Origin of the sequence: Halomonas sp. AOP43-D1-4, assembly GCF_052446175.1 — a bacterium.
In the GTDB taxonomy this organism is placed as follows: Bacteria; Pseudomonadota; Gammaproteobacteria; order Pseudomonadales; family Halomonadaceae; genus Vreelandella; species Vreelandella citrativorans.
This window is the reverse complement of record NZ_JBQSVY010000010.1, coordinates 118,569-141,311: the sequence shown is the minus strand read 5'-3', so window position 1 is coordinate 141,311 and position 22,743 is coordinate 118,569. Positions and strand designations below refer to the sequence as shown.

Annotated in this window: 18 protein-coding genes; 8 read left to right on the top strand and 10 right to left on the bottom strand. The window is 54.9% G+C overall.

What is annotated here, in order from left to right:
* Positions 1-8: 8 nt before the first annotated feature.
* The gene (gene pyrF, locus ACT3RQ_RS12755) at positions 9-701 is read right to left on the bottom strand and encodes an orotidine-5'-phosphate decarboxylase (RefSeq protein ID WP_444639500.1); all 693 of its coding nucleotides are present in this window, start codon (positions 699-701) and stop codon (positions 9-11) included.
* A gap of 231 nt (positions 702-932) precedes the next feature.
* Here pyrF and ACT3RQ_RS12750 point away from each other — a divergent pair, with 231 nt between their 5' ends.
* Positions 933-1,217 carry a ComEA family DNA-binding protein gene (locus tag ACT3RQ_RS12750; protein ID WP_444639499.1) on the top strand — a complete coding sequence of 95 codons (285 nt, stop codon included), beginning with the start codon at positions 933-935 and terminating at the stop codon, positions 1,215-1,217.
* Between the two features lie 165 nt (positions 1,218-1,382).
* Here ACT3RQ_RS12750 and prpD read toward each other — a convergent pair whose 3' ends face one another.
* From prpD to ACT3RQ_RS12720, 6 genes are all read right to left on the bottom strand, one after another.
* Positions 1,383-2,867 (bottom strand): 2-methylcitrate dehydratase, encoded by a 1,485-nt coding sequence (gene prpD / locus ACT3RQ_RS12745; RefSeq protein ID WP_444680602.1) that lies wholly within the window; start codon positions 2,865-2,867, stop codon positions 1,383-1,385.
* Positions 2,868-2,895: 28 nt separating this feature from the next.
* Positions 2,896-4,092 carry a 2-methylaconitate cis-trans isomerase PrpF gene (gene prpF, locus ACT3RQ_RS12740; RefSeq protein ID WP_444639497.1) on the bottom strand — a complete coding sequence of 399 codons (1,197 nt, stop codon included), beginning with the start codon at positions 4,090-4,092 and terminating at the stop codon, positions 2,896-2,898.
* A gap of 29 nt (positions 4,093-4,121) precedes the next feature.
* Positions 4,122-6,731 carry a Fe/S-dependent 2-methylisocitrate dehydratase AcnD gene (acnD, locus tag ACT3RQ_RS12735; protein WP_444639496.1) on the bottom strand — a complete coding sequence of 870 codons (2,610 nt, stop codon included), beginning with the start codon at positions 6,729-6,731 and terminating at the stop codon, positions 4,122-4,124.
* Positions 6,732-6,799: 68 nt separating this feature from the next.
* Complete coding sequence (gene prpC, locus ACT3RQ_RS12730; protein WP_444639495.1) at positions 6,800-7,927, bottom strand: bifunctional 2-methylcitrate synthase/citrate synthase; 1,128 nt, start codon at positions 7,925-7,927, stop codon at positions 6,800-6,802.
* Between the two features lie 70 nt (positions 7,928-7,997).
* Positions 7,998-8,891 carry a methylisocitrate lyase gene (gene prpB / locus ACT3RQ_RS12725; protein ID WP_087106685.1) on the bottom strand — a complete coding sequence of 298 codons (894 nt, stop codon included), beginning with the start codon at positions 8,889-8,891 and terminating at the stop codon, positions 7,998-8,000.
* Positions 8,891-9,664: a GntR family transcriptional regulator gene (locus ACT3RQ_RS12720; RefSeq protein ID WP_193057101.1), complete on the bottom strand. Its 774-nt coding sequence runs from the start codon at positions 9,662-9,664 to the stop codon at positions 8,891-8,893. Before ACT3RQ_RS12720 ends, prpB begins: the two co-directional genes overlap by 1 nt.
* A gap of 233 nt (positions 9,665-9,897) precedes the next feature.
* Between ACT3RQ_RS12720 and pabB the strand changes: the two genes are divergently transcribed.
* Both pabB and ACT3RQ_RS12710 read left to right on the top strand, forming a co-directional pair.
* On the top strand, positions 9,898-11,268 hold the full coding sequence (gene pabB / locus ACT3RQ_RS12715) for an aminodeoxychorismate synthase component I (protein WP_444639494.1): 1,371 nt from the start codon (positions 9,898-9,900) through the stop codon (positions 11,266-11,268).
* Between the two features lie 117 nt (positions 11,269-11,385).
* Entirely contained in the window at positions 11,386-12,021 is a 636-nt protein-coding gene (locus tag ACT3RQ_RS12710) for a phosphoadenosine phosphosulfate reductase domain-containing protein (RefSeq protein WP_193054878.1), read from the top strand.
* A gap of 253 nt (positions 12,022-12,274) precedes the next feature.
* Here the strand turns inward: ACT3RQ_RS12710 and cysB are convergent, their stop codons facing one another.
* Positions 12,275-13,249: an HTH-type transcriptional regulator CysB gene (gene cysB / locus ACT3RQ_RS12705; RefSeq protein WP_172117087.1), complete on the bottom strand. Its 975-nt coding sequence runs from the start codon at positions 13,247-13,249 to the stop codon at positions 12,275-12,277.
* A 256-nt stretch (positions 13,250-13,505) separates the two neighbouring features.
* Between cysB and trxA the strand changes: the two genes are divergently transcribed.
* Entirely contained in the window at positions 13,506-13,889 is a 384-nt protein-coding gene (gene trxA, locus ACT3RQ_RS12700; protein ID WP_140398967.1) for a thioredoxin, read from the top strand.
* Positions 13,890-13,940: 51 nt separating this feature from the next.
* On the opposite strand, the gene ACT3RQ_RS12695 is transcribed toward trxA, so the two are convergent.
* Entirely contained in the window at positions 13,941-15,092 is a 1,152-nt protein-coding gene (locus tag ACT3RQ_RS12695; RefSeq protein ID WP_444639493.1) for an AI-2E family transporter, read from the bottom strand.
* A 195-nt stretch (positions 15,093-15,287) separates the two neighbouring features.
* Between ACT3RQ_RS12695 and ACT3RQ_RS12690 the strand changes: the two genes are divergently transcribed.
* Positions 15,288-16,115: an SIMPL domain-containing protein gene (locus tag ACT3RQ_RS12690; RefSeq protein ID WP_193057097.1), complete on the top strand. Its 828-nt coding sequence runs from the start codon at positions 15,288-15,290 to the stop codon at positions 16,113-16,115.
* Here ACT3RQ_RS12690 and serS read toward each other — a convergent pair.
* The gene (gene serS, locus ACT3RQ_RS12685) at positions 16,060-17,337 is read right to left on the bottom strand and encodes a serine--tRNA ligase (protein ID WP_444639492.1); all 1,278 of its coding nucleotides are present in this window, start codon (positions 17,335-17,337) and stop codon (positions 16,060-16,062) included. The two genes, ACT3RQ_RS12690 and serS, sit on opposite strands and share 56 nt — an antisense overlap.
* Positions 17,338-17,628: 291 nt before the next feature.
* Here serS and ACT3RQ_RS12680 point away from each other — a divergent pair, with 291 nt between their 5' ends.
* The 3 genes from ACT3RQ_RS12680 to ydiJ all read left to right on the top strand — a co-directional run bounded on the left by ACT3RQ_RS12680 (position 17,629) and on the right by ydiJ (position 22,739).
* Complete coding sequence (locus tag ACT3RQ_RS12680) at positions 17,629-18,879, top strand: dicarboxylate/amino acid:cation symporter (protein WP_444680601.1); 1,251 nt, start codon at positions 17,629-17,631, stop codon at positions 18,877-18,879.
* 74 nt (positions 18,880-18,953) lie between these two features.
* Entirely contained in the window at positions 18,954-19,535 is a 582-nt protein-coding gene (locus ACT3RQ_RS12675; protein ID WP_444639491.1) for a DUF4202 domain-containing protein, read from the top strand.
* Between the two features lie 90 nt (positions 19,536-19,625).
* Positions 19,626-22,739: a D-2-hydroxyglutarate dehydrogenase YdiJ gene (gene ydiJ / locus ACT3RQ_RS12670; protein ID WP_444680600.1), complete on the top strand. Its 3,114-nt coding sequence runs from the start codon at positions 19,626-19,628 to the stop codon at positions 22,737-22,739.
* Positions 22,740-22,743: the final 4 nt, after the last annotated feature.

Below are 22,743 nucleotides of genomic sequence, written 5' to 3'. Positions count from 1 at the left end.
ATATCGTGCTACTGAAGCTCTGCTTCGATAGCCGCCAGCGCCGCCATGGGGTCAGACGCCTGAGTAACAGGCCGCCCTATCACCAAATGTGTACTCCCTGCCTGCATCGCTTCGCTCGGCGTCATAATACGCTGCTGATCGTTAACGGCGGCAAAACTCGGCCGAATACCGGGCGTTACTTTTAAAAACGACTCACCACACACAGCCTTTAAATGTGCCGCCTCTTGGGCTGAGCATACAACGCCGTGCAGGCCGCTTTGTTGGGTCAACAGCGCCAAGCGCTCCACCTGTTCGGCGGGCGAAACGTTTAACCCCACTTCGTAAAGGTCGCTTTCCTGGAGGCTGGTTAATACGGTAACAGCGATAAGGTGCGTGTCTAAACCTTGACTAACCAAACGCTCGGCGGCAGCCTCCATCATCTTGCGGCCACCGCTGGCGTGCACATTCACCATCCAGACGCCTTGCTCTGCTGCGGCCTGAACAGCCCCCGCCACCGTATTGGGAATATCATGAAACTTGAGGTCAAGGAACACGTCGAACCCGCGCCCATGCAGCGCTTCAAGGATAGCCGGGCCGCTGCGGGTATAAAGCTCTTTACCTACTTTTAAACGACACCGGGCGGGGTCTAGCTGGTCCGCCATGCACAAGGCGGCGTCAAGTGACGGGTAATCAAGCGCGATAATCAACGGGGATTCAGACACAACACTACTCCATACGCATTTTTAAGCATTATATCAGTCCAACACGACCCGCTTGTAAGCTATTTGCTAACCAGTACAAGCGAAAATCCTACAAACAGTGTCGTACATCACTGACAACAATCCAACAGCGAACGCGTTAAGTTAGTCAAGGCACCCGTTAATGCAGTGTTCGTTAGTACAGTGCCCGGTTGTGCTACTTTTCTTTATCGTCAAGAAGGAACAATACGCGTAATGAACATGACATTAAAAAGCTTGTTTGCCGCCCTGTTACTTAGTTTAAGTCTGGGATTATCCAGTAGCGCACTGGCTCAAGCCGTCGCGCCTATCAATGTCAATACCGCCAATGCCGAGCTGTTGAGCGAGCTTCCCGGCATTGGACCAAGCCGCGCTACCGCCATTATCGAAGAGCGTGATACCAATGGAGAATTTGCAAGTATTGATGATTTAACGCGCGTCAGCGGCATCGGCGCAGCAACCGTAGATCGCATGCGCGACCAAATCGCACTCGAAGACTAAGCCTTGCAGTAAGCCCTGCAACATAGCAGGATTACTATTGCCCGGCGGCAGCACAGCAGCTGTTTGCCGGGCAAGTGTTTATCACATACCCAACATTGAAAAGCTCACCTAACGACTCCTCTCTCTTTCGCATTACTGCCCGTGACCTCGTGACTAGGCAAACTTTTAAATCATCCAAAGTGACATGAATTGATCCACCGGCATTGCTTCAAGCGTCGCTTGATTGCCGCAGAGCTGGCTAATCTTTTCGCAGCGAAATGCAGGGAAACGGGTGGCGAGATGGCGCTCAAACTTATCAACCAATAGCGGCATTCCCTCTTCTCGACGACGCTGATGGCCTATCGGATACTCCACTGCAACTTTGTCTGTTGCACTACCATCACGGAAAAAGACCTGTACCGCATTCGCGATAGAGCGCTTTTGCGGGTCGTGGTAAGCCGCTGAATAGTCGCTATCCTCCTCGACCACCATTTTGTCGCGCAGTACATCAATTAGCGGATGAGCCGCATGAAAGCTGTCTTCATAGTGTTCGGCGGTAAGCGAGCCAAAGATAAGCGGCACGGCCGTCATGTATTGCAGGCAGTGATCGCGGTCAGCGGGGTTAGCCAACGCTCCGGTTTTGGAAATTATCCGAATCGCTGAATCATGTGTGGTAATCACAATGCGCTCAATATCAGCCAAGCGCTCTTTTACCTGAGCGTGCAGAAGCACGGACGCTTCGCAGGCGGTTTGGGCATGGAACTCCGCCGGGAAAGCAATTTTGAATAAAATGTTTTCCATAACATAGCACCCAAACTCACGCTGAAAACGCAGGCGCCGCTCTGCTTCAGGTTTAAGGCTCAGGTCTTTATTACTATGGCTAAAGGACACATCGTAAAACCCCCATTGCGGTGTACTGAGCGCGCTGGGGATGCCCATCTCACCGCGTAATGCCATATCTGCCAGACGAACGCCTCGGGAAGTGGCATCGCCAGCCGCCCAGCTTTTGCGCGGCCCGGCATTGGGTGCATGTCGGTAGGTGCGCAGGCTCTGGCCGTCTACCCACGCATGGGAAAGCGCAGCCAGCAACTGCTCGCGCGTAGCGCCCATTAGCTTGGCAACCACCGCCGTCGAAGCCACTTTCACCAACAGTACATGATCCAGCCCCACCCGGTTGAAGCTGTTTTCCAGGGCCAACACTCCCTGAATTTCATGCGCCATGATCATGGCATTCAACACATCACGCATCGTCAGAGGCGCATCCCCCTGGGCAACCCGCTTTTGCGACAGGTGATCGGCAACCGCCAGGATGCCACCCAGGTTGTCAGAGGGATGCCCCCACTCGGCGGCAAGCCAGGTATCGTTATAATCTAGCCAGCGGATAGTTGCGCCGATATCCCAGGCCGCTTTTACCGGGTCAAGGCGTAGCGAAGTGCCCGGCACACGCGCCCCAAATGGAACCTGGGTACCTTCTACCAGCGGGCCAAGATGCTTGGTGCACTCTGGAAAACGCAGCGCCAGAAGCCCACAGCCCAACGTATCCATTAAGCAGTAACGAGCCGTAGACAGTGCCGCCGACGAGGGAGTATCAAAGCTCAGCACATAATCAGCGATTAGCTGTAGCTCATCATCGTATTCTGGCCGCTCGTTTATCTCCGCTGTGACATTCATGGAGTCGCCTCCCGATCAATGCAGTGAGTTAAAAGCTGTCGCCCGGTACGCGTACCGCACCTTCCATTAGCACGCGCGCGCTGCGACTCATAATGGCCTGATCAATCTGCCAGTGCCCGTCAACCAGGTTGGCCTCTGCGCCAACGCGCAAACTGCCCGACGGGTGGCCAAACGTAACGGACTGGCGCTTTCCGCCTCCGGCCGCCAAATTAACCAGCGTACCGTCTATCGCAGCGGCAGCAGCAATTGCCACGGCGGCAGTGCCCATCATGGCGTGATGCAATTTACCCATGGAAAGCGCCCGCACCACCAGATCGATATCACCAGCGTTAACAGCCTGACCGCTTGAGGAAACATAATCAGCTGGCGGCCCAACAAACGCTACCTTGGGCGTATGTTGGCGGCTCGCAGCCTCACTGACATCCCCTATCAACCCCATACGTACAGCGCCATGGGCACGGATAGTCTCAAACATGCTTAATGCTTTACCGTCGCCATTGATGGCGTTTTGCAGCTCGGTACCGCGGTAACCAATATCAGCGGCATTAATAAACACCGTGGGGATACCTGCATTGATAAGGGTAGCTTTCAGAATACCCACACCCGGCACATTCAGGTCATCCACCAGGTTGCCGGTGGGAAAAATCGCCCCCTCGCCGTCAGCCGGGTCCATAAAAGCCACGGGAATCTCGGCGGCGGGAAAGGTCACGCCATCCAACTCGAAATCGCCGGTCTCCTGAACCTCCCCATTCACGATGGGCACCTGCGATACGATAGTTTTCTGGATATTGACCTGCCAGATTCTCACCTCGACCACACCGTTTTCAGGCAGACGTGCCGGATCAACCAGCCCGTTCGCTACGGCAAATGGGCCTACCGCCGCCGAAAGATTGCCGCAGTTGCCGCTCCAATCCACGTAGGGCTTATCGATGGATACTTGGCCAAACACATAATCCACATCGTGATCAGCCGAGTGGCTTTTGGAAAGAATGACCGTTTTACTGGTGCTTGAGGTCGCGCCGCCCATACCGTCAATCTGTTTTTCGTACGGGTCGGGGCTTCCAATCACACGCAGCAGCAGCTTGTCACGCGCCTCTCCCGCCACCTGAGCAGCCTGGGGTAAATCGCTTAATTTAAAAAACACGCCTTTGCTGGTGCCGCCACGCATATAGGTGGCGGGGATTTTTATTTGCGGCACATGGCGGGCGTTGGCGACATCAGTCATCTTGTTCACTCCGAAAAATAACCCGGCACTTACGCAGCCGTTGACTCGAGGAAGTCCTGGGCAAAGCGCTGCAGCACACCACCGGCGGCGTAAATTGATACTTCCTCGGCGGTATCCAGGCGGCATTTGACCGCTACGCGCTCGCTGCCCCCGTTTTGACGATGGATCACCAGCGTAAGCATCGCGCCTGGCGATACAGCCCCTTCAACATCAAAGGTTTCGGTGCCATCCAAGCCTAATGTCGTGCGCGTGGTTCCCGGCTCAAACTCTAGCGGCATTACGCCCATGCCAATCAGGTTAGTGCGATGAATACGCTCAAACCCTTCAGCAGCAATGGCTTCCACACCCGCGAGCGCCACCCCTTTGGCAGCCCAGTCTCTTGATGAGCCTTGGCCATAATCGGCGCCAGCAATAATGATCAGCGGCTGCTTACGCGCCATGTAGGTTTCGATAGCTTCCCACATGCGGGTCACTTCACCTTCTGGCTCGACCCGCGCCAGCGACCCCTGAATGACGTTGCCTTCTTCATCGCGGACCATTTCGTTAAACAGCTTGGGATTGGCAAAGGTAGCGCGCTGGGCGGTGAGGTGATCGCCGCGATGAGTCGCGTAGGAGTTGAAGTCCTCCTCCGGCAGGCCCATTTTCGCCAAATACTCACCCGCCGCGCTGTTAAGCTGAATGGCGTTGGAAGGCGATAGGTGATCGGTGGTGATATTGTCCGGCAAGATTGCCAGCGGGCGCATGCCTTTCAAGGTACGCTCTTTCGCCATATTGCCCTCCCAGTAAGGTGGGCGACGAATGTAGGTACTCTGGGGGCGCCAGTCATATAGCGGATTAACCTGGGCACGCGCGCTTTTATCAATATCGAACATGGGGATATAGGTCTGGCGGAACTGCTCGGGCTTCACCGAGGATTTCACAATAGCGTCGATCTCTTCATCCGCTGGCCAGATATCCTTCAAGGCAACGGGATTCCCCGCCTGGTCGATCCCCAGCACGTCTTTTTCAATATCAAAGCGAATAGTGCCTGCAATGGCGTAAGCAACCACTAATGGCGGCGAGGCCAAAAAGGCCTGCTGGGCGTAGGGGTGAATCCGCCCATCAAAGTTGCGGTTACCGGAAAGCACTGCCGTGGCGTAAAGGTCCCGGTCGATAATTTCCTGCTGAATAACAGGGTCAAGCGCACCCGACATGCCGTTACAGGTGGTGCACGCATAAGCCACCACGCCAAACCCCAGATCCTCCAGCTCATTCATCAAACCGGCTTCTTCCAGATACATCTTGACCGTTTTTGAACCAGGCGCCAGGGATGACTTTACCCAGGGTTTACGCAACAAGCCGAGCCGGTTGGCGTTGCGCGCAATTAACCCAGCCGCCACCATATTGCGCGGGTTGGACGTATTGGTGCAGCTGGTAATGGCGGCGATAATAACGGCGCCATCAGGCATTTTGCCCGCTTTCTCTTCTTCGCGCGCAGCATCGAGCCCTACCGCAATACCGCGCTGAGCCAGCTCGGAGGTCGGCAGGTGCGCATGTGGGTTGGAAGGCCCTGCCAACGTCCGCGCAACCGATGAAAGATCAAAGCTCAGCACCCGCTCGTACTCAACCTGCGTCAGGCTGTCCGCCCAGAGGCCGGTGTGCTTGGCATAGGTTTCTACCAGCGCCACCTGCTCATCTTCACGACCGGTGAGCTTCAAATAATCGATGGTTTGGCTGTCGATATAGAACATCGCCGCCGTCGCACCATACTCGGGCGTCATGTTCGAAATCGTGGCACGATCACCAACCGTCAGCGCATCGGCGCCTTCGCCGTAAAACTCCAGATAGGCACCGACCACGCGCTCTTTACGCAGAAACTCGGTGATCGCCAGCACCATATCGGTGCCCGTGATTCCTGGCTGCAGCTTCCCGGTCAGCTCTACCCCGACGATATCGGGCAAGCGCATCATGGAAGCGCGACCAAGCATGACGCTCTCAGCTTCCAGGCCACCCACGCCGACTGAAATAACGCCAAGCGCGTCCACCATGGGGGTATGGCTATCGGTACCCACGCAGGTATCGGGATAAGCAATGCCGTCCCGGTTCTGCACTACCGGCGACATTTTCTCCAGATTGATCTGGTGCATGATGCCGTTGCCAGGCGGGATAACATCAACGTTTTCAAAAGCCGTTTTGGTCCAGTTGATAAAGTGGAAGCGGTCATCGTTGCGCCGGTCTTCAATGGCGCGATTTTTTTCAAAAGCCCCCTCTTCAAAACCCGGATGCTCTACCGCCAACGAGTGGTCAACAATCAGTTGGGTGGGGACAACGGGATTGACCTTGGCCGGGTCACCGCCCTTCTCAGCGATGGCATCGCGCAGCCCGGCCAAATCAACCAGCGCCGTCTGGCCTAGAATATCGTGGCATACCACCCGCGCAGGATACCAAGGGAAGTCCAGGTCGCGTCGGCGTTCAATGAGCTGCTTAAGGGCATCGGTGAGAAGCTCAGGATCACAGCGGCGTACCAATTGCTCTGCCAGCACGCGCGATGTGTAAGGGAGCGTGGCGTAGGCTCCTGGTTGAATATCCTCAACGGCTTGGCGCGCATTAAAGTAATCAAGGCTGGTGCCTGGCAGTGGTTGACGATATTGGCTATTCATAGCAAGCAAACTCATGAAAAGGGAGCTAAAAAAACGCCCGGCAAGTAAGCTGCCGGGCCGCACGCTGATTAATCACGCGCCTCAATGGGGACCCATTCGCTTTTTTCAGGACCGATGTAGTCGGCGCTGGGACGGATAATCCGGTTATTGGCCCGCTGTTCAAAGACATGTGCGGCCCAGCCCGTTAGCCGGGACATGACAAAAATTGGTGTGAACAGCTTGGTGGGGATATCCATAAAGTGATAGGCGCTGGCATGGAAGAAGTCTGCGTTGCAGAACAGCTTTTTCTCACGCCACATCACTTCTTCGACCCTTTCAGATACGGGATAAAGCACCGTATCGCCTACGTCATCGGCAAGCTTTTTGGCCCACTGCTTGATGATCTCGTTGCGTGGATCAGACTCGCGATAAATCGCGTGGCCAAAGCCCATGATTTTGTCTTTGCGCTCAAGCATACCCATGATCTGGCTTTCGGCTTCTTCCGGCGATTGCCAGTTTTCGATCATCGCCATGGCCGCTTCATTGGCACCGCCATGCAGTGGGCCACGCAGCGAACCGATGGCGCCAGTGACGCAAGAGTGCATATCAGAAAGCGTTGAGGCACACACCCGGGCGGTAAAGGTAGAGGCGTTAAACTCATGCTCGGCATATAAAATAAGCGATACGTTCATCACTCGCGCATGGAGCTCAGAGGCCGGCTCGCCACGCAGTAGATGCAAGAAATGCCCGCCAACCGATGCAGCGTCGGTTTGGGTATCAATCCGCACTCCGTCATGAGAGTAGCGATACCAGTAGCAAATGATCGAAGGCAACACGGCCAGCAGCCGATCAGCAACGTCCTGCTGCTCGTCAAAACTCTCTTCGGTTTCCAGATTGCCCAGCATGGACGTGCCGGTCCGCATGACATCCATCGGGTGAGCATCTTTCGGAATTTTCTCAAGCACCGTTTTCAGCGCATCGGGCAACCCACGCAAGCCCTTTAATTTGCGGATGTAGTCGTCAAGCTCTGCCTGATTGGGCAATTTACCTTTCAAGAGCAGGTACGCTACTTCTTCAAATTTAGCCTTTTCAGCCAGCTCTTTGATATCAAAGCCACGGTACGTTAGGCCCGAGCCAGTCTTTCCAACAGTACACAAGGCGGTAGTTCCCGCACTTTGTCCACGCAGCCCTGCTCCCGCTAGCGGTTTATCAGCCATGACGAGTCTCCTGGTGTGCTTATCGTTGTACCTATCATTAATTGCAGATAACCGTGTTGTCGTGCGCGCCTCATTGCGGCTCTTCGCCCTTTTCGGCGAACAACGCATCCAGTTTCTGCTCGAAATCGTGATAGTTGAGGAAATCGTAGAGTTCATCGCGCGTCTGCATGGTGTTAACGACTTCTTTTTGATGGCCATTATCCAGAATGCTTTGATAGACATTCAGGGCAGCAGCGTTCATCGCTCGAAACGCAGAGAGCGGGTAAAGCACCATGCGACAACCAACCTCGCCAAGCTCGGCTTGAGTAAAGAGCGGCGTCGCACCAAACTCAGTGATATTGGCCAGAATCGGGGCATCCACTCGCTCGCAGAATGCCTGGTAATCAGAAAGGGTGTATACGGCTTCAGCAAAGATGGCATCCGCACCGGCTTCAACGCAGGCATTGGCGCGCTCAATAGCCGCGTCCAGGCCCTCTTTTTGAAAAGCATCGGTGCGTGCAATCAGATAAAAATCGGGATCTATTCGGGCATCGGCGGCCGCTTTAATGCGATCAACCATCTCAGCCTGGGAAACAATTGCCTTGTTGGGTCGATGACCACAACGTTTTTGCGCCACCTGGTCCTCCAGATGAACGGCGGCGACGCCAGCACGCTGCATCTCTTTCACTGTACGGGCAATATTGAACGCGCCGCCCCATCCGGTATCAATATCCACCAGCAACGGCAGGTCCGTTGCACCACAGATACGGCGCGCATCCTCGGCGACATCGTTCATGCTGGTCATCCCTAAATCAGGCAGGCCAAACGAGGCATTTGCCACCCCACCGCCGGAAAGGTAGATCGCCTGATGGCCGACACGTTCAGCCATCATCGCCGTATACGCGTTAATAGTGCCTAAAATGGCCAGCGGGCGCTGGGCGTCAAGGGCGGCTTTAAAACGGGCGCCTGGGGTGAGCGTTGACATTAGCGTGTCTCCTGAAGGGTAGTGGCCTGCCGTTCCTCGGCAGGCTCAGATGATTGCTGTTTAAGAATCGCGGCATAACGGTCGGCCACATTGGCACGCGAGGCACTGACGTGGCGGCGCATTAATAGCTCAGCAAGTTCGGCGTCGCCTGCTTCAATGGCGTCCACGATCCGGTGGTGCTCAACAAAGGCACGCTGCGGGCGCGTACCGCTGGCACTAAACTGTGTACGATAAAGGCGCACCAGGTAGTACAAGTCATTGCACAGCAGGCTCATTAGCATCTTGTTGTGGCTGCCTTGCACAATGCGGTAATGAAAGTCGAGATCACCCTCACGCTGATAGTAAGCTTCACCGCGCTGTAAATCGGCCTGCCCTTCGTGCAGTGCCAGCACATCACGAAGGCCTTGTATTTCCTCTGCCGACATGTGCTCCGCTGCTAGCCTTGCGGCCATGCTTTCCAACGCTTCGCGTACATCAAACAGCTCTATCAGCTCTTTCATAGAGAGCTTAACGACGCGTGCGCCGACGTGAGGTACGCGCTCAATCAAGCGATGAGACTCTAAACGCCGCATGGCTTCGCGAAGCGGACCACGAGAAATGCCGTACGTTTTTGAAAGCCCGGGCTCAGTGATTTTGCTGCCTGGCGCCAAGACGCCACGCACAATATCGCTTTGCAGTTGATGAAATACCCGCTCGGCTAGCGTGCGCACTTCAGGCGGCGCTATTTCAAGCGACGAATCAACAGAATAAGGGGCGCTAATAGATGAACTCATGGCGAATTGTCGACAATTAGGAAAGTGTTCAAACTTTAGCTGTGCGCCTTTCTAGCGTCAACCATAGAATAATGGCGATTTTATGCATCTTTGGTTGTAAGCAAAAAGTCTACCCCTCTCACTAGTGTCAACAATCTCGCTAAAACCGTTTGAAGCACATCGATTACATTGCTGGTGTCGGCCTTCAACGCCCTCTAAAATGAGCAGCCTTTTACCGGCGAGGCGTTTGCTCCATGACCACGGCATTGTCGATATTTACGCTGCCCTATTCTTCTGACCCGTTAGCGCTGTTTGATTCGCTTCGCCAACGCCCAGGTGCAGTACTTTTGGATAGTGGCCGCCCCGTCGCTCAAGGGCGCTACGATATTCTGAGCAGCGACCCCTTAGCGACGCTGGAAGTGGACGCCACAGGCAAGTCAGTGCTCACGAGTAAACAGCTCAATATAGCGGCTCTACCGCCAGGCGATTGCTTTGCTCAGCAGCAGTGGCTGTTAAATCAGCTACCGCACCAGGCTACAGAGGTTGATCAACACGCCTTACATAGCGAGCTGCCCTTTATGGGCGGGCTGATAGGCTACTGGGGCTATGACCTTGGGCGCTCGCTGGCGACCCACCAACAACCTCAGGTGACTCACCTACCTCAGGCGCGCCTGGGCCTTTATGACTGGTGCATCACCCTTGACCACGTAGCAAAGCGGGCGTGGCTGGTAGCCACCGCGCAGCGTCGAGAGCAGGTTCTAGAGTGGCTAGACCAGGCGCCGCCCAAACGCCCTCCTTTTGCCTTAACCGAACCCTTTCAAGCAGAGCTTAGCCAGAGCGATTACGCTGAACGCTTCAAAGCCGTTCAGCGCTATATTCTGGCGGGCGACTGTTATCAGATTAACCTCGCCCAGCGCTTTTCTGCTGCCTACCAGGGCGATGAATGGCAGGCCTATTTACGCTTACGCAACGCCACGCCCACACCGTTTTCAGGCTTCATGGCTTGGGGCCAACAGGCCGTCCTCTCTCTTTCACCCGAGCGGTTTATCAAAAGCAGTAATGGCGCGGTTGAGGCTCGTCCTATAAAAGGCACCCGTCCACGGGGCGCTACGGCTGGTGAGGATCTTGCTCTGGCCAATGATCTAACCAGCAGCCTTAAAGATCGTGCTGAAAACGTCATGATCGTTGATTTACTGCGCAATGACCTGGGCCGTGTATGTAAGCCGGGCAGTATCAATGTGCCCCAACTCTGCAAGCTGGAAAGCTACCCTAATGTGCATCATCTGGTGAGCGTAGTGCGCGGACAGCTCGCGTCCGGCGCCTCCCCTCTTGCCTTATTGGCGGCGGCCTTTCCCGGCGGGTCGATTACCGGCGCGCCCAAGGTTCGCGCCATGCAGATTATCGCCGAGCTTGAGCCGTGTCAGCGCAGCGTGTACTGCGGAAGCATGGGATACGTTGATATACGTGGCAGCATGGACACCTCTATTACTATTCGTACGTTAGCGGCGGATGCCGGGAGGCTTCACGTGTGGGGCGGCGGTGGGCTGGTTGCCGACTCAGCACTTGAGGAAGAGTACGTGGAGACACTGGATAAAATTCGCCATCTTATTAAGGCACTGGAATAACAGCCGCCGTACTTAAATCAAAAAGGAATATAAAAGCCAAACCAAACAGTATTGGGGGGAACGGCGGACAGTTTGATAGCCTAGCGGTATGGTTCATTAATATGACAAGGAGGCAGCATGTCCTCATCGCTAGATGCGATCAATCGTGATTTTTCCGAGAACGATTTTAGCAAGAACCCACAAGCACTTATTGAGTGGGCGTTAACACAAGGCGAAAGGGCGATCTGTACGACGAACTTTCGCCCTTTTGAAGCCGTTATTCTGCACATGGTGACACAGGTACGTCCTGACATGCCGATTGTCTGGATGGACAGTGGCTATAATACCGAAGCCACTTATCAATTCGCCGACGAGCTAATAACGCGCTTGAATCTGAACATGGTCAGCTATATACCCAAGCGGACGCGCGCGCACCGTGAAGCGCTCGAAGGCCCCATGCCGGGCATTGATGACCCACGCCATGCGGCCTTCACCCAAGAGGTCAAAATCGAGCCGTTTGAACGTGCATTAAGTGAGATGCGCCCTGACGTATGGTTTACAGCGCTTCGTGCAGAAGACACGCCCGAACGGGCCAAAATGCAGCCCGTCAGCCGTAACAGTGATGGGCTGGTTAAAGTGGCGCCGGTGTTGCATTGGAGTGCTAAAGAGATGTATCAATATTTACAGGCGCACGACCTGCCTAACAACTTCGATTACTTCGACCCCACCAAGGTGGAGGAAAAACGCGAGTGCGGCTTGCACCTACAGCATTAAGCCTTTCTCTGAAAACCTGTCATTGAAAAACCAGGTACTGAAAGACCAAGTACTGAGAAACCTGGCACCGAGGTTAGGCCACAAGCCAAACGTACGACTCACGTTGTTAGCGGCTTACCAGCGGTTTCGCTGGCATCATGCCCCCTAACAACGTGAGCGCTTAAAGCGTTAGTGTTTTCAATCCGTACTTGTAATAAGTGCTTGTGGTAAGTGCGTGTAACAAGCACTTGTCACACATCAATGCCACAAGCTATCAGTACTCGGGCAGCTCTATCCCTTCAAACAGCGCTTGTTCAAAGCGTGGGCCAGCAATGAGCGCCTCATCCACACGGTCTCGCGTCAAGTGTGGGGCAAAGCGCGCCAGGAAATCGTACATATAGCCACGCATAAACGTGCCCCGGCGAATGCCTATTTTAGTCGTTGAACTCGCAAACAGGTGGCTGGCATCCACCGCGACTAAATCCCCGTCCAACTTATCGTCTACCGCCATATGTGCCACGATCCCAACGCCCATGCCGAGCCGCACATAGGTTTTAATCACGTCGGCATCCGCTGCCGTTAGCACAACGTTAGGCGTCAACCCCTTCGCTTTAAACGCATCATCCAACTGGGAACGGCCAGTAAAACCAAAGACATACGTCACCAGCGGATGTTCTGCCAACGCTTCCAGCGTTAAAGGTCCACTCAGCGCTGCCAGTGGGTGGCCTTTAGGCACTAGGATACAGCGATTCCAGCGGTAACAAGGCAAGAGTACCAAGTCTGTAAACAGCTCCAGCGATTCAGTGGCAATCGCAAAATCGGCCTGCCCCTCACTCACCATTTGAGCAATTTGCTTAGGCGTACCCTGCTGCATATGTAGCGCGACTTCCGGATATTTCAGCGTAAATTCACTGATGATCGGCGGAAGTGCATAGCGTGCCTGGGTATGCGTGGTCGCAATAGATAAGCTTCCCCGCCGCTCATCGCTATGCTCCTGGGCCACCTGTTTAATATTTTCGGTAAGCTTGAGCACCTGGCCCGCCAGGTTAATAATGGACTGACCTGCTGGCGTTACCCGGGTTAGATGTTTTCCGCTACGCGCGAAAATCTCAACGCCCAACTCATCCTCCAACAGCCGTATTTGCTTGGAAATACCAGGCTGAGAGGTAAACAGGCTTTGAGCGGTCGCCGATACATTTAGGTTGTGTCGGTTAACTTCCCAAATATAGCGAAGTTGTTGTAGCTTCATATCATCACCTCATTATCTATACCGATAGCAGGCAGGTCATCTAACGCTGGCACCGCCTATCTTGCACTCGCCACAAAGCACTATTTGGCATAAAAAAACATTCTATAATTCACTTATATTATAAGAGATAATCTCTATTAGCATCTATTAATTTTGTAATTAAGCACAAAAATAAGCGCAGATATTTGCCAGCAAACGCCGCGCCCGCTAACATCTGCCGACTTGGCGTAATGAAAGTGCGCAGGTTTAACGCGTAATGACCGTTGCTCCATTTGAGGCAACGACACTGCAAGAGCAACGCAAACGGGAGAAGCAAATGGCTAATAATGTTGACGTCACTAACGCTAATTTTGAGCAAGAAGTCCTCAACGCCGACCAGCCTGTCCTGCTAAAATTTTGGGCACCCTGGTGTGGCCCGTGTAAAGTTATGGCACCGGTTGTCGATGAAGTGGCTGCCGAGCGCGGTGATAACTTAAAAGTGGTCAGCGTAAACGTTGACGATGCGCCTGAAATTGCCGCAGAACAAGGCGTACGCGGTGTACCGACCGTTATGCTGTTCAAGTCTGGTACCAAAGTCGCTTCACTGGTAGGCGCGCAATCCAAGTCTCAACTAACGCAATTCATCGACCAAAACGCTTGATGAAATTGGCCACCGCCGGCACAACCGGTGGTGGCCGTGCGGTCCCTCCTGTTAACTCTCCCCCTCTTTTAGATGCTCTTCGGGCGTAGCACTATTTTTACGTTTCCACGGTGCGCGACCTGCATCTTGCTGGCTAAGATAACGCCCCGTGCGGTGTCTCCCTGGCCCCAGAAAATGAGCAATCCAACGCGTCTGCGGATGGCTATCCAAGGCAATTTTTAGGGTCATGGTTAACACGACAGATAGCAGCATCCCCGCCGGTCCAAAAATCCACCCCCAAACAACCAGCGAAAGAAACGCCACAAACGTTGAAAGCCCTAGCGCTTGCCCCATGACACGCGGTTCAATCAGGTTACCCAGTACAAAGTTAATGACCAGATAAGCGGACGCCAGCAGCAGCGCCTGTAGCGCGCCACCGTCCTGGGACACCAGAAGCAGCAGCACTGGAGGAATAGCCGCAAGTGCTGAGCCAATGTTAGGGATAAAGTTAAGCCCAAACGCCAGAACGCCCCAAAGCAATGGGAAATCAACCCCGACAATCACACAGGAGAGCCAAATTAATACCGCTGTGGCCAGGCTAATCATTGTTTTTACGGCCAAGTAGCGCTTTAGCGTTAAGCTGAACTCGCTAAAGCGCTTTAAACTAGGCGCAGGGTTTTCCAAGGCACGCGAAACTTTTTGGCGAAGGTTCAGCGTTTCAAACAGCATAAAAATAACCAGCAACCCCACGATGATACTTTGCATCACCAGGTTGCCCAGTTCACCCAACAGCGTTGCCACCCAAGAAGAGCCTTCCTCATCCTCATTGAAAAAGACGGCGCTAAGCTCATCAGGGTCAATATTGAAGCCATGCATGGCGAGCGTATTAAGCAAATCCCAATAGTGCTCGTAAAGCCGCTCCTCAATATCAGGCAGCGCCGCCACAAAGGTGCTAAAACTGTTGACGACCAACACGCCAATCAGTGAAAGAAACCCCAACAACACCATCAGGGTTAAAAAAGCCGACACTCTCATGCTTAGGCCACAACGGTGTAGCCACTGCACCGGAGAGGTACACACTACCGCGATAAATACCGCCAGCAGCAAGGGTACAAGTAAATCTGCCCCCCCTTTCATTCCCGCAATAATTACCACTAATGCCGCTAGCGCCAACGTGGCATTTAAGGGGATACTTCGATAATCCTCATCCGATAATTTCGACATAGCCTTATCCTTAGCTCGTTACCCGTACATAATGGCGGTAATAAAGGTATTGCACAAACCGTGCAAATAATAAGCAACTGTTTTGCGTCACCTCTTTTACGCTGAACTTTCCCTGTAGTCGCTATTCCAAGCAAGCGTCTATACTTTTAATTGACGCGTACCCGGCTAGTCTTCTCTACCTCAAGGAGTTTCTCTATGAGCCCAGTATCGGCACGTTTACCGCGTTTTCGTTATGGAATTTTAAGTGGCGCTCTGTTGGCGCTTCTGAGCACTCCCCTCGCCTTTGCGGCCCCGCCTGCACCGCCCAGCTTAAATGTCCAGGCACAGTCCTGGGTTGAGGTTGAACCCGACCAGGCGACGTTCACAGCGCGCCTTTGGGAAAACACGCCTGCCGTTTCTTCACTGGAAGATACCGACAGCGAAGCGTTAGGAGAAGCCCGTGAACGCCTTGAGAATCGCGCCAGCGAACTGATCGAAGCCATTGAAGCCCTGGGAATTGAGCGACGCGCTATCAATGCCGGGTCGTTGAACGTTTATCCTGACCATGTCGCTGCGCCACGCAGCGAAAATGGCGACCAGGAGATGCTCCAACGCACGCGTCTTGAACGCCCGTTCAGCATAGAACTAACCGACCTTGATCAATTGGGCGATGTGCTCAACGCGCTGATCGGGGTGGGTGTGAATGCAATGGACGGCGTCCAATTTGATTTACAGGACAGAGAAGCCGCCACCGATGAAGCGCTGGTAAAAGCACTGGAGAAAGCTCGCCACAAAGCCAACCTGATGGCCAGCACGCTGGAAACCGAACTCGGCCACGTTCAGCGTATTGAAGAGACGCAAGCGCCTATGTTTCAGCCCCGCATGATGGCCATGCGGGCTGAGAGTGATATGGCCAGTAGCGGATCACAAAGCGATTACAGCCCCGGCACCATCCGTATTGATGCCGGGGTTAACGTCGAATGGACGCTTAAAGGGCCAGACGCTCCTGACCACCAAGATAGGGACGTAGCGGCTCAGGAATAACCACCGAGCCATCTGCCTGCTGGTGATTTTCAAGTATTGCCAGCAGGCAACGGCCAACGGCCAAGCCAGAACCATTTAACGTATGCAGGAGCTGTGGCTTTTTCACATCCGGTTGACGGAAGCGCGCCTGCATGCGCCGCGCCTGAAAGTCTTCGCAGTTGGAAACAGACGAAATTTCCCGATAAGTGCTCTGGCTGGGCAGCCAGACTTCCAGGTCGTAGGTCTTCGCCGCGCCAAAGCCCATATCGCCCGTGCAAAGAGTCACTACGCGGTACGGCAACTCTAACGCTTGTAAGATCGCCTCTGCATGACCACGCATTTCATCCAGCGCTTCATAGCTCTTCTCTGGTTCTACAATCTGCACCATTTCCACTTTATCAAACTGATGCTGACGGATCATGCCGCGAGTATCACGCCCGTGCGAACCGGCCTCGCTACGAAAACACGGCGTGTGCGCCGTAAGCTTCATCGGCAATGCCGCTTGATCCACAATCTCATCACGCACAAAGTTGGTGAGCGGCACCTCAGAAGTAGGAATCAAGTAGTACTCGCGCTCATCATCCAGCTTGAACAGGTCTTCGCCAAACTTCGGCAGCTGGCCGGTGCCGGTTAGTGAGTCGCGGTTCACCATATAGGGCACGTAGCACTCTTCATAGCCGTGCTTCTCGGTTTGGGTATCCAGCATAAATTGAGCCAGCGCACGGTGCAGACGAGCAATGGGCCCACGCATAACGGCAAAGCGGGCACCGGTCAGTTTAACGGCCAATTCAAAATCCAGATAACCGGATTTTTTGCCTAAATCGACATGATCGAGCACGTCAAAATCGAACTCACGTGGTGTACCCCAACGGTGCAGTTCAACGTTGTCTTCTTCTTTTTCACCTTCCGGCACGCTTTCATGGGGCAGGTTAGGAATACCGCTGACCGCGTCATCCCAGGCCGCTTGCACCTCGGCCAACTCACACTTGGCATTATCCAGACGATCGCCTAAATCGCTGACTTCATCCAACAGCGGCTGGATATCTTCGCCACTAGCTTTGGCCTTGCCAATGGCTTTTGAGCGCGTATTACGCTCGCTTTGCAGTTGCTCGGTCTGCGTTTGCAATTCACGGCGGCGCGACTCCAGCGTCTGAAGCCCCTCTTTATCCAGTACAAAGCCGCGACGAGCTAGTTGTTGCGCTAGCGCGTCCAGATCACCGCGCAGCAGTTTCGGATCGAGCATGAGTTATTCCTTGGCCTGTATTCAGTTAAACACGGCGCCAAACGCCAGTATCAAAGGCCCCTATTGTAGGCAAAAGCACGGCGGGGAGCTATGGGGCGTTATAGCAACGTGCCCGGCAACTCACGTCGTCGGGTAAATAACCAGAGGCTGCTTCGAAGCCGCGGCCGCCCGTAAGCGCTCACTTCGCCCATTACAAGCCCCCGCCCTTCTTACTAAAAAGTGATAAAGTGCGCGCCGAATCGTAATCCTGCTATTGATCAACCGTAAATAAAACTCCAAGGAGAGAGATCCGTGAGCACATCACAAGGCGCCTTCGGCTGGTGGAGAGGCATCGCCCTCTGGAAGAAAATTCTCGCAGGTTTAGCGCTAGGGATAGCGGCGGGCGCACTACTGGGTGAAAACGCCAGCATCTTTAAGCCGCTGGGCGATATTTTTATCAACGCGATCATGATGCTGATCGTACCACTACTGTTCTCAACACTAGTGGTCGGCATTACGTCGATGCGCGACCCGCAAAAAATGGGTCGCATTGGCGCCCGTACCATCGGCCTTTATCTTTTGACCACGGCCTTTGCTATCAGTATCGGGTTGTTGCTTTCGACACTGCTACAGCCTGGAGCAGGCGTTAACATCAGTTTTGATAGCAGCGTGAATGCAAGCGAGGCGCCTACCCTGGCATCCATTTTGATTAACCTGGTGCCCCGCAACCCCATTGATGCGCTGGCCAACGGCAACATTTTGCAAATTATTGTATTTGCGATTGGCTTGGGCATTTCACTGACTCTGATTGGTGAAAAGGGTGAAGCACTGGTCGTGGTGTTCGATAGCTTTGCCGAGGCAATGTACAAGCTCACGGGCATCGTCATGGCCTTTGCACCTTTTGGGGTGTTTGGCCTAATGGCGCATGTATCTGGCCAATACGGGCTGGAAATCCTGTTACCACTCGCCAAGCTGATTGGCGTGGTGTATTTGGCCTGTGCGCTGCATGTTCTGGTGATTTATTCAGGCTTTATTCGCCTATTGGGGCGGCTTAATCCAGTGCGTTATCTCCAGGGTAGCTTGGACGCCATGATGATAGCGTTCTCCTCCGCCTCTTCGGCAGGATCACTGCCGGTATCGATTCGCTGTGCACAGAAAAACCTGGGCGTATCTGAAGGCGTTTCAAGCTTTGTACTGCCGGTGGGCGCGACCATTAATATGGATGGTACAGCGCTTTACCAGGGCGTCGTCGTACTGTTTATTGCCCAAATGCTGGGTATTGAGCTGAGCCTGGTCGACTATGGCATGATTGTCGCCACCGGCACGCTTGCTTCCATTGGCACCGCGGGCGTACCCGGTGCGGGTCTTATCATGCTCTCTATCGTGATGGCTCAAATTGGCTTACCGCTTGAGGCCATCGCCGTCGTAGCAGGCATCGACCGTATTCTCGATATGGCGCGCACCAGCGTTAACGTGGCGGGCGACATTATGGTCACCACCCTGGTAGGTAAAAGCGAAGGCGAATTGAACCTCGACGTTTATAACGCCGATAATAAAGCCTGACCGCCCGCCCCACGCCAGAATACTCTGCGACGAGACCGTTGCAGAGTATCGCGACAGCTAACCAGGAGAGCATCATGCCCCACCGCCTTGAACAGGTATTAACTGCGCTGGACCAGCTTCACAGCGAAGACCCCAAAACGACCAACGTGGCCGATGAGCCGCTCCCCGCCGAGCTGCTTTACGCACAGCGCATGAGCAAATGGCTTGCTCACCTTAACCAGACACCCAGCGAGTGCTTACAGATTGCTGTCCGCGCCCAGCACTTGCAGCGCTGGCAGGTAGCGCGCGAAGCGTACCCTGAAGGTCGAGTAGGCTACTTAACCTGGCGACGCGACCAGGGTATCCGCGCGGGCGACACGGCCGCTCAATTAATGCGTGAAGCAGGCTATAGCGCAGAGGACGCCGAGCGAGTTATCACACTCATCACCAAAAAGGGCCTCGGACGTGATGCCGATGTACAGACACTTGAAGACTGCGCCTGTCTGGTATTTTTGGAAAACTATTTTGCCGATTTCTCGCGCAAGGTCGAACATGACCATATGGTGCGAATTATTCAAAAAACCTGGCGCAAGATGTCACCCCAAGCGCATGAATTAGCCCTGACACTGCCCATGTCACCTGCTTCTGCCGCCCTGGTAAAAGAAGCTTTGAGCTAGCATGTTTAGCGCAGGGTGCAGCCAGGCAGGCAGTGAGGTAAAGTAGCGCTCTCTTTTTTTGATGCCCCGGCACTGACGGCTTGAACGATTATGATTGCATCGCTGGACTCTCGGACCGCCCCGTTTGAACGCTTGGCCTCCCACTACCTGCGCTTTCTGGAAGCCCTTAAAACACGCGGCTTCGATGGTGAGATTGCCCCTGACTATGCCCACCGCACGGTGCTGGCAACCGACAACTCGATCTATCAGCGTCTGCCCCAGGCGGCGGTATTTCCCCGCCATGCAGAAGACCTGGAATGCCTGGCCAAACTGGCCTCTGAAGTGCCTTACCGCGAGGTGGTGTTAACGCCAAGAGGCGGCGGCACCGGTACCAACGGTCAGTCGCTTACCGATGGCATCGTGGTGGATATCTCCAGGCACATGAATCAGGTGCTGGACATTGATGTCGAGAACCGTCGGGTACGCGTTCAAGCGGGAGTCGTGAAGGATCAGTTGAATGCCGCCTTAAAGCCCTACGGGCTGTTTTTTGCCCCAGAGCTTTCGACTTCCAATCGAGCGACCATCGGCGGCATGATCTCGACCGATGCCAGCGGTCAGGGTAGCTGTGCTTACGGAAAAACCCGTGACCACGTGCTGGAACTCGACACGGTACTGCTGGGTGGCCAGCATCTGCATAGCCGGGCACTCAGTGCCGATGAGGAACAGCAGGCCTGCCAGCAGGACGGTATTATTGGACAGGTGCACCGCACAGCGGCCAGCATTATTGATCAGCAGCGCGAACTGATTGAGGCGACCTTTCCGCCGCTTAACCGCTGCCTGACCGGTTACGACCTGGCCCACCTGCGCAACGACCAGCATGCACTTGATCTCAACAGCCTGCTGTGTGGCTCGGAAGGCTCGCTGGGGTTTCTGAACGAAGCCGTGTTGAACGTACTGCCCATCCCCCTGCACGCCACCCTGGTCAACGTACGCTATACAAGCTTTATGGATGCGCTGCGCGATGCCAAAACGCTGATGGCCAGCGCCAGGCCTGTGTCGATCGAAACCATCGACGATACGGTGCTCACGCTCGCCATGGCCGATTTTGTGTGGGACAGCGTGGCCGAGTTCTTCCCCGAGAGCGACATACCGATTCGGGGTATCAACCTGGTCGAGTTTAGCGACGACGACCCTGCGGCGCTGGCCGAGCAGGTAGAGGCCTTTACGCGTCACTTGAACCAGGATGCCACGGTCACGCGATTAGGCTATACCCTGGCCGAAGGCCGTGAGCAGATCAGCGCGGTTTACGGCATGCGCAAACGCTCGGTGGGCCTTTTGGGCAATGTGCAGGGTGAGAAGCGCCCTCTGCCGTTTGTTGAAGATACCGCGGTACCACCAGAACATCTGGCCGATTTTATTAGCGAGTTCCGCGCCGCGCTGGACGCGCGTGGGCTCGCTTACGGCATGTTTGGGCATGTCGATGCGGGCGTACTGCATGTGCGCCCCGCGCTGGACATGAAAGACCCGGCCCAGGAAGTGCTGATTCGGGACATCTCCGATGAAGTCGCCGCCCTGACCCAAAAATACGGCGGATTGTTGTGGGGTGAGCACGGCAAAGGGGTACGCTCCGAGTATGCACCCAAATTTTTTGGCGAGCTTTACCCCAGCCTGCAGCGGGTCAAGGCCGCGTTTGACCCGTTTAACCAGCTTAATCCTGGCAAGATCGCTTCACCGGCAGAGAACGGCGCGCTGATTGCCAAAGACAGCGACCCGGACCTGCTAAGCATCGACGCAGTGCCGATGCGCGGCCAGCTGGACCGCACCATTGATGAGCGCGCCTGGCAGGCCTATGACGCAGCGGTGTACTGCAACGGTAACGGCGCCTGCTACAACTACGATGTGGACGACCCCATGTGCCCCTCGTGGAAGGCGACCCGCAACCGTATTCACTCGCCCAAGGGGCGCGCCAGCCTGATGCGTGAATGGCTACGTCTGCAATCCCAGGCGGGCATTGACGTGGTCGAGGAGTCGCGCAAGAAAAAGGCGGAAGGCCGATGGGGCTTTGTTAAACACTTTCCAAAACGCCTGGCGAATACGTTCAGCCGCCGGCAGCATCATGACTACTCTCATCAGGTCTACGACGCCATGGCCGGCTGCTTGGCATGTAAATCCTGTGCGGGGCAATGCCCCATTAAGGTCAACGTGCCGCAGTTCCGTTCGCAGTTCTTGGAGGTGTATCACGGGCGCTATTTACGCCCCCTGCGCGACTACGTAATAGGCAGCACAGAGTTCATGCTGCCCACGCTTGCCAGGGCAGCGCCACTGTATAACGCCGTGATGGGCCAGCGCTGGGTGGAAACGCTGATGCGCCGTAGCGTGGGGATGAGCGACTCGCCGCAGCTCTCTCGCGCCAGTGTTAAAAAGCAGCTGCGTGCCTGGGGTGTAGCGGAAGCCACGCCCACCTCGCTTGCTCTGCTCACCGACCAGCAGCGCGCCAATAGCGTGATTGTGGTTCAGGATGCGTTCACCACGCACTTTGAAGCCAAACTGGTCATGGACGTGGTCGAACTGCTCTCACGGCTCAACTTGCGCGTGTTTGTGATGCCCTATAGCGCCAACGGCAAACCGCTACACGTCCAGGGCTTTTTGGGTGCGTTTGAGCGTACGGCCGAAAAGCAGGCGAAACGCCTGCGGGCGTTGCGCGAGTTTGAGGTGCCCATGGTGGGGATCGACCCGGCGATGACCCTGACCTACCGTCAGGAGTACGTGAAAGCGCTGGGACCCGACGCCGTGCCCGAGGTATTGATGCTGCAGGAGTGGCTGGCTATCCGACTGCCCTCCCTGGCACCCCGACAGCTATCCCCCAATGCCCCTGGCTTTAAGCTGCTTTCGCACTGCACCGAAAAAACCAACGCCCCCGGAAGCCCGAAGGCGTGGCAGCAAGTATTTGCTGCATTTGGCCTGCCGTTGGAGCTGATCAATACCGGCTGCTGTGGAATGTCCGGCACCTACGGCCATGAAACGCGCAACGCCGAAACGTCCAAAACCATCTACGCCCAATCCTGGCAACCCCAGGTCGAGGCAGAGGAAAACACCGACAGGCTGCTGGCCACGGGGTATTCGTGCCGCAGCCAGGTGAAGCGTTTTTCAGAACAAACGCTTCACCACCCGCTGCAAGCCCTGCTTTATGCCTTACGCAGCGCGGGCGAACACCCCAGGGATTAACAAG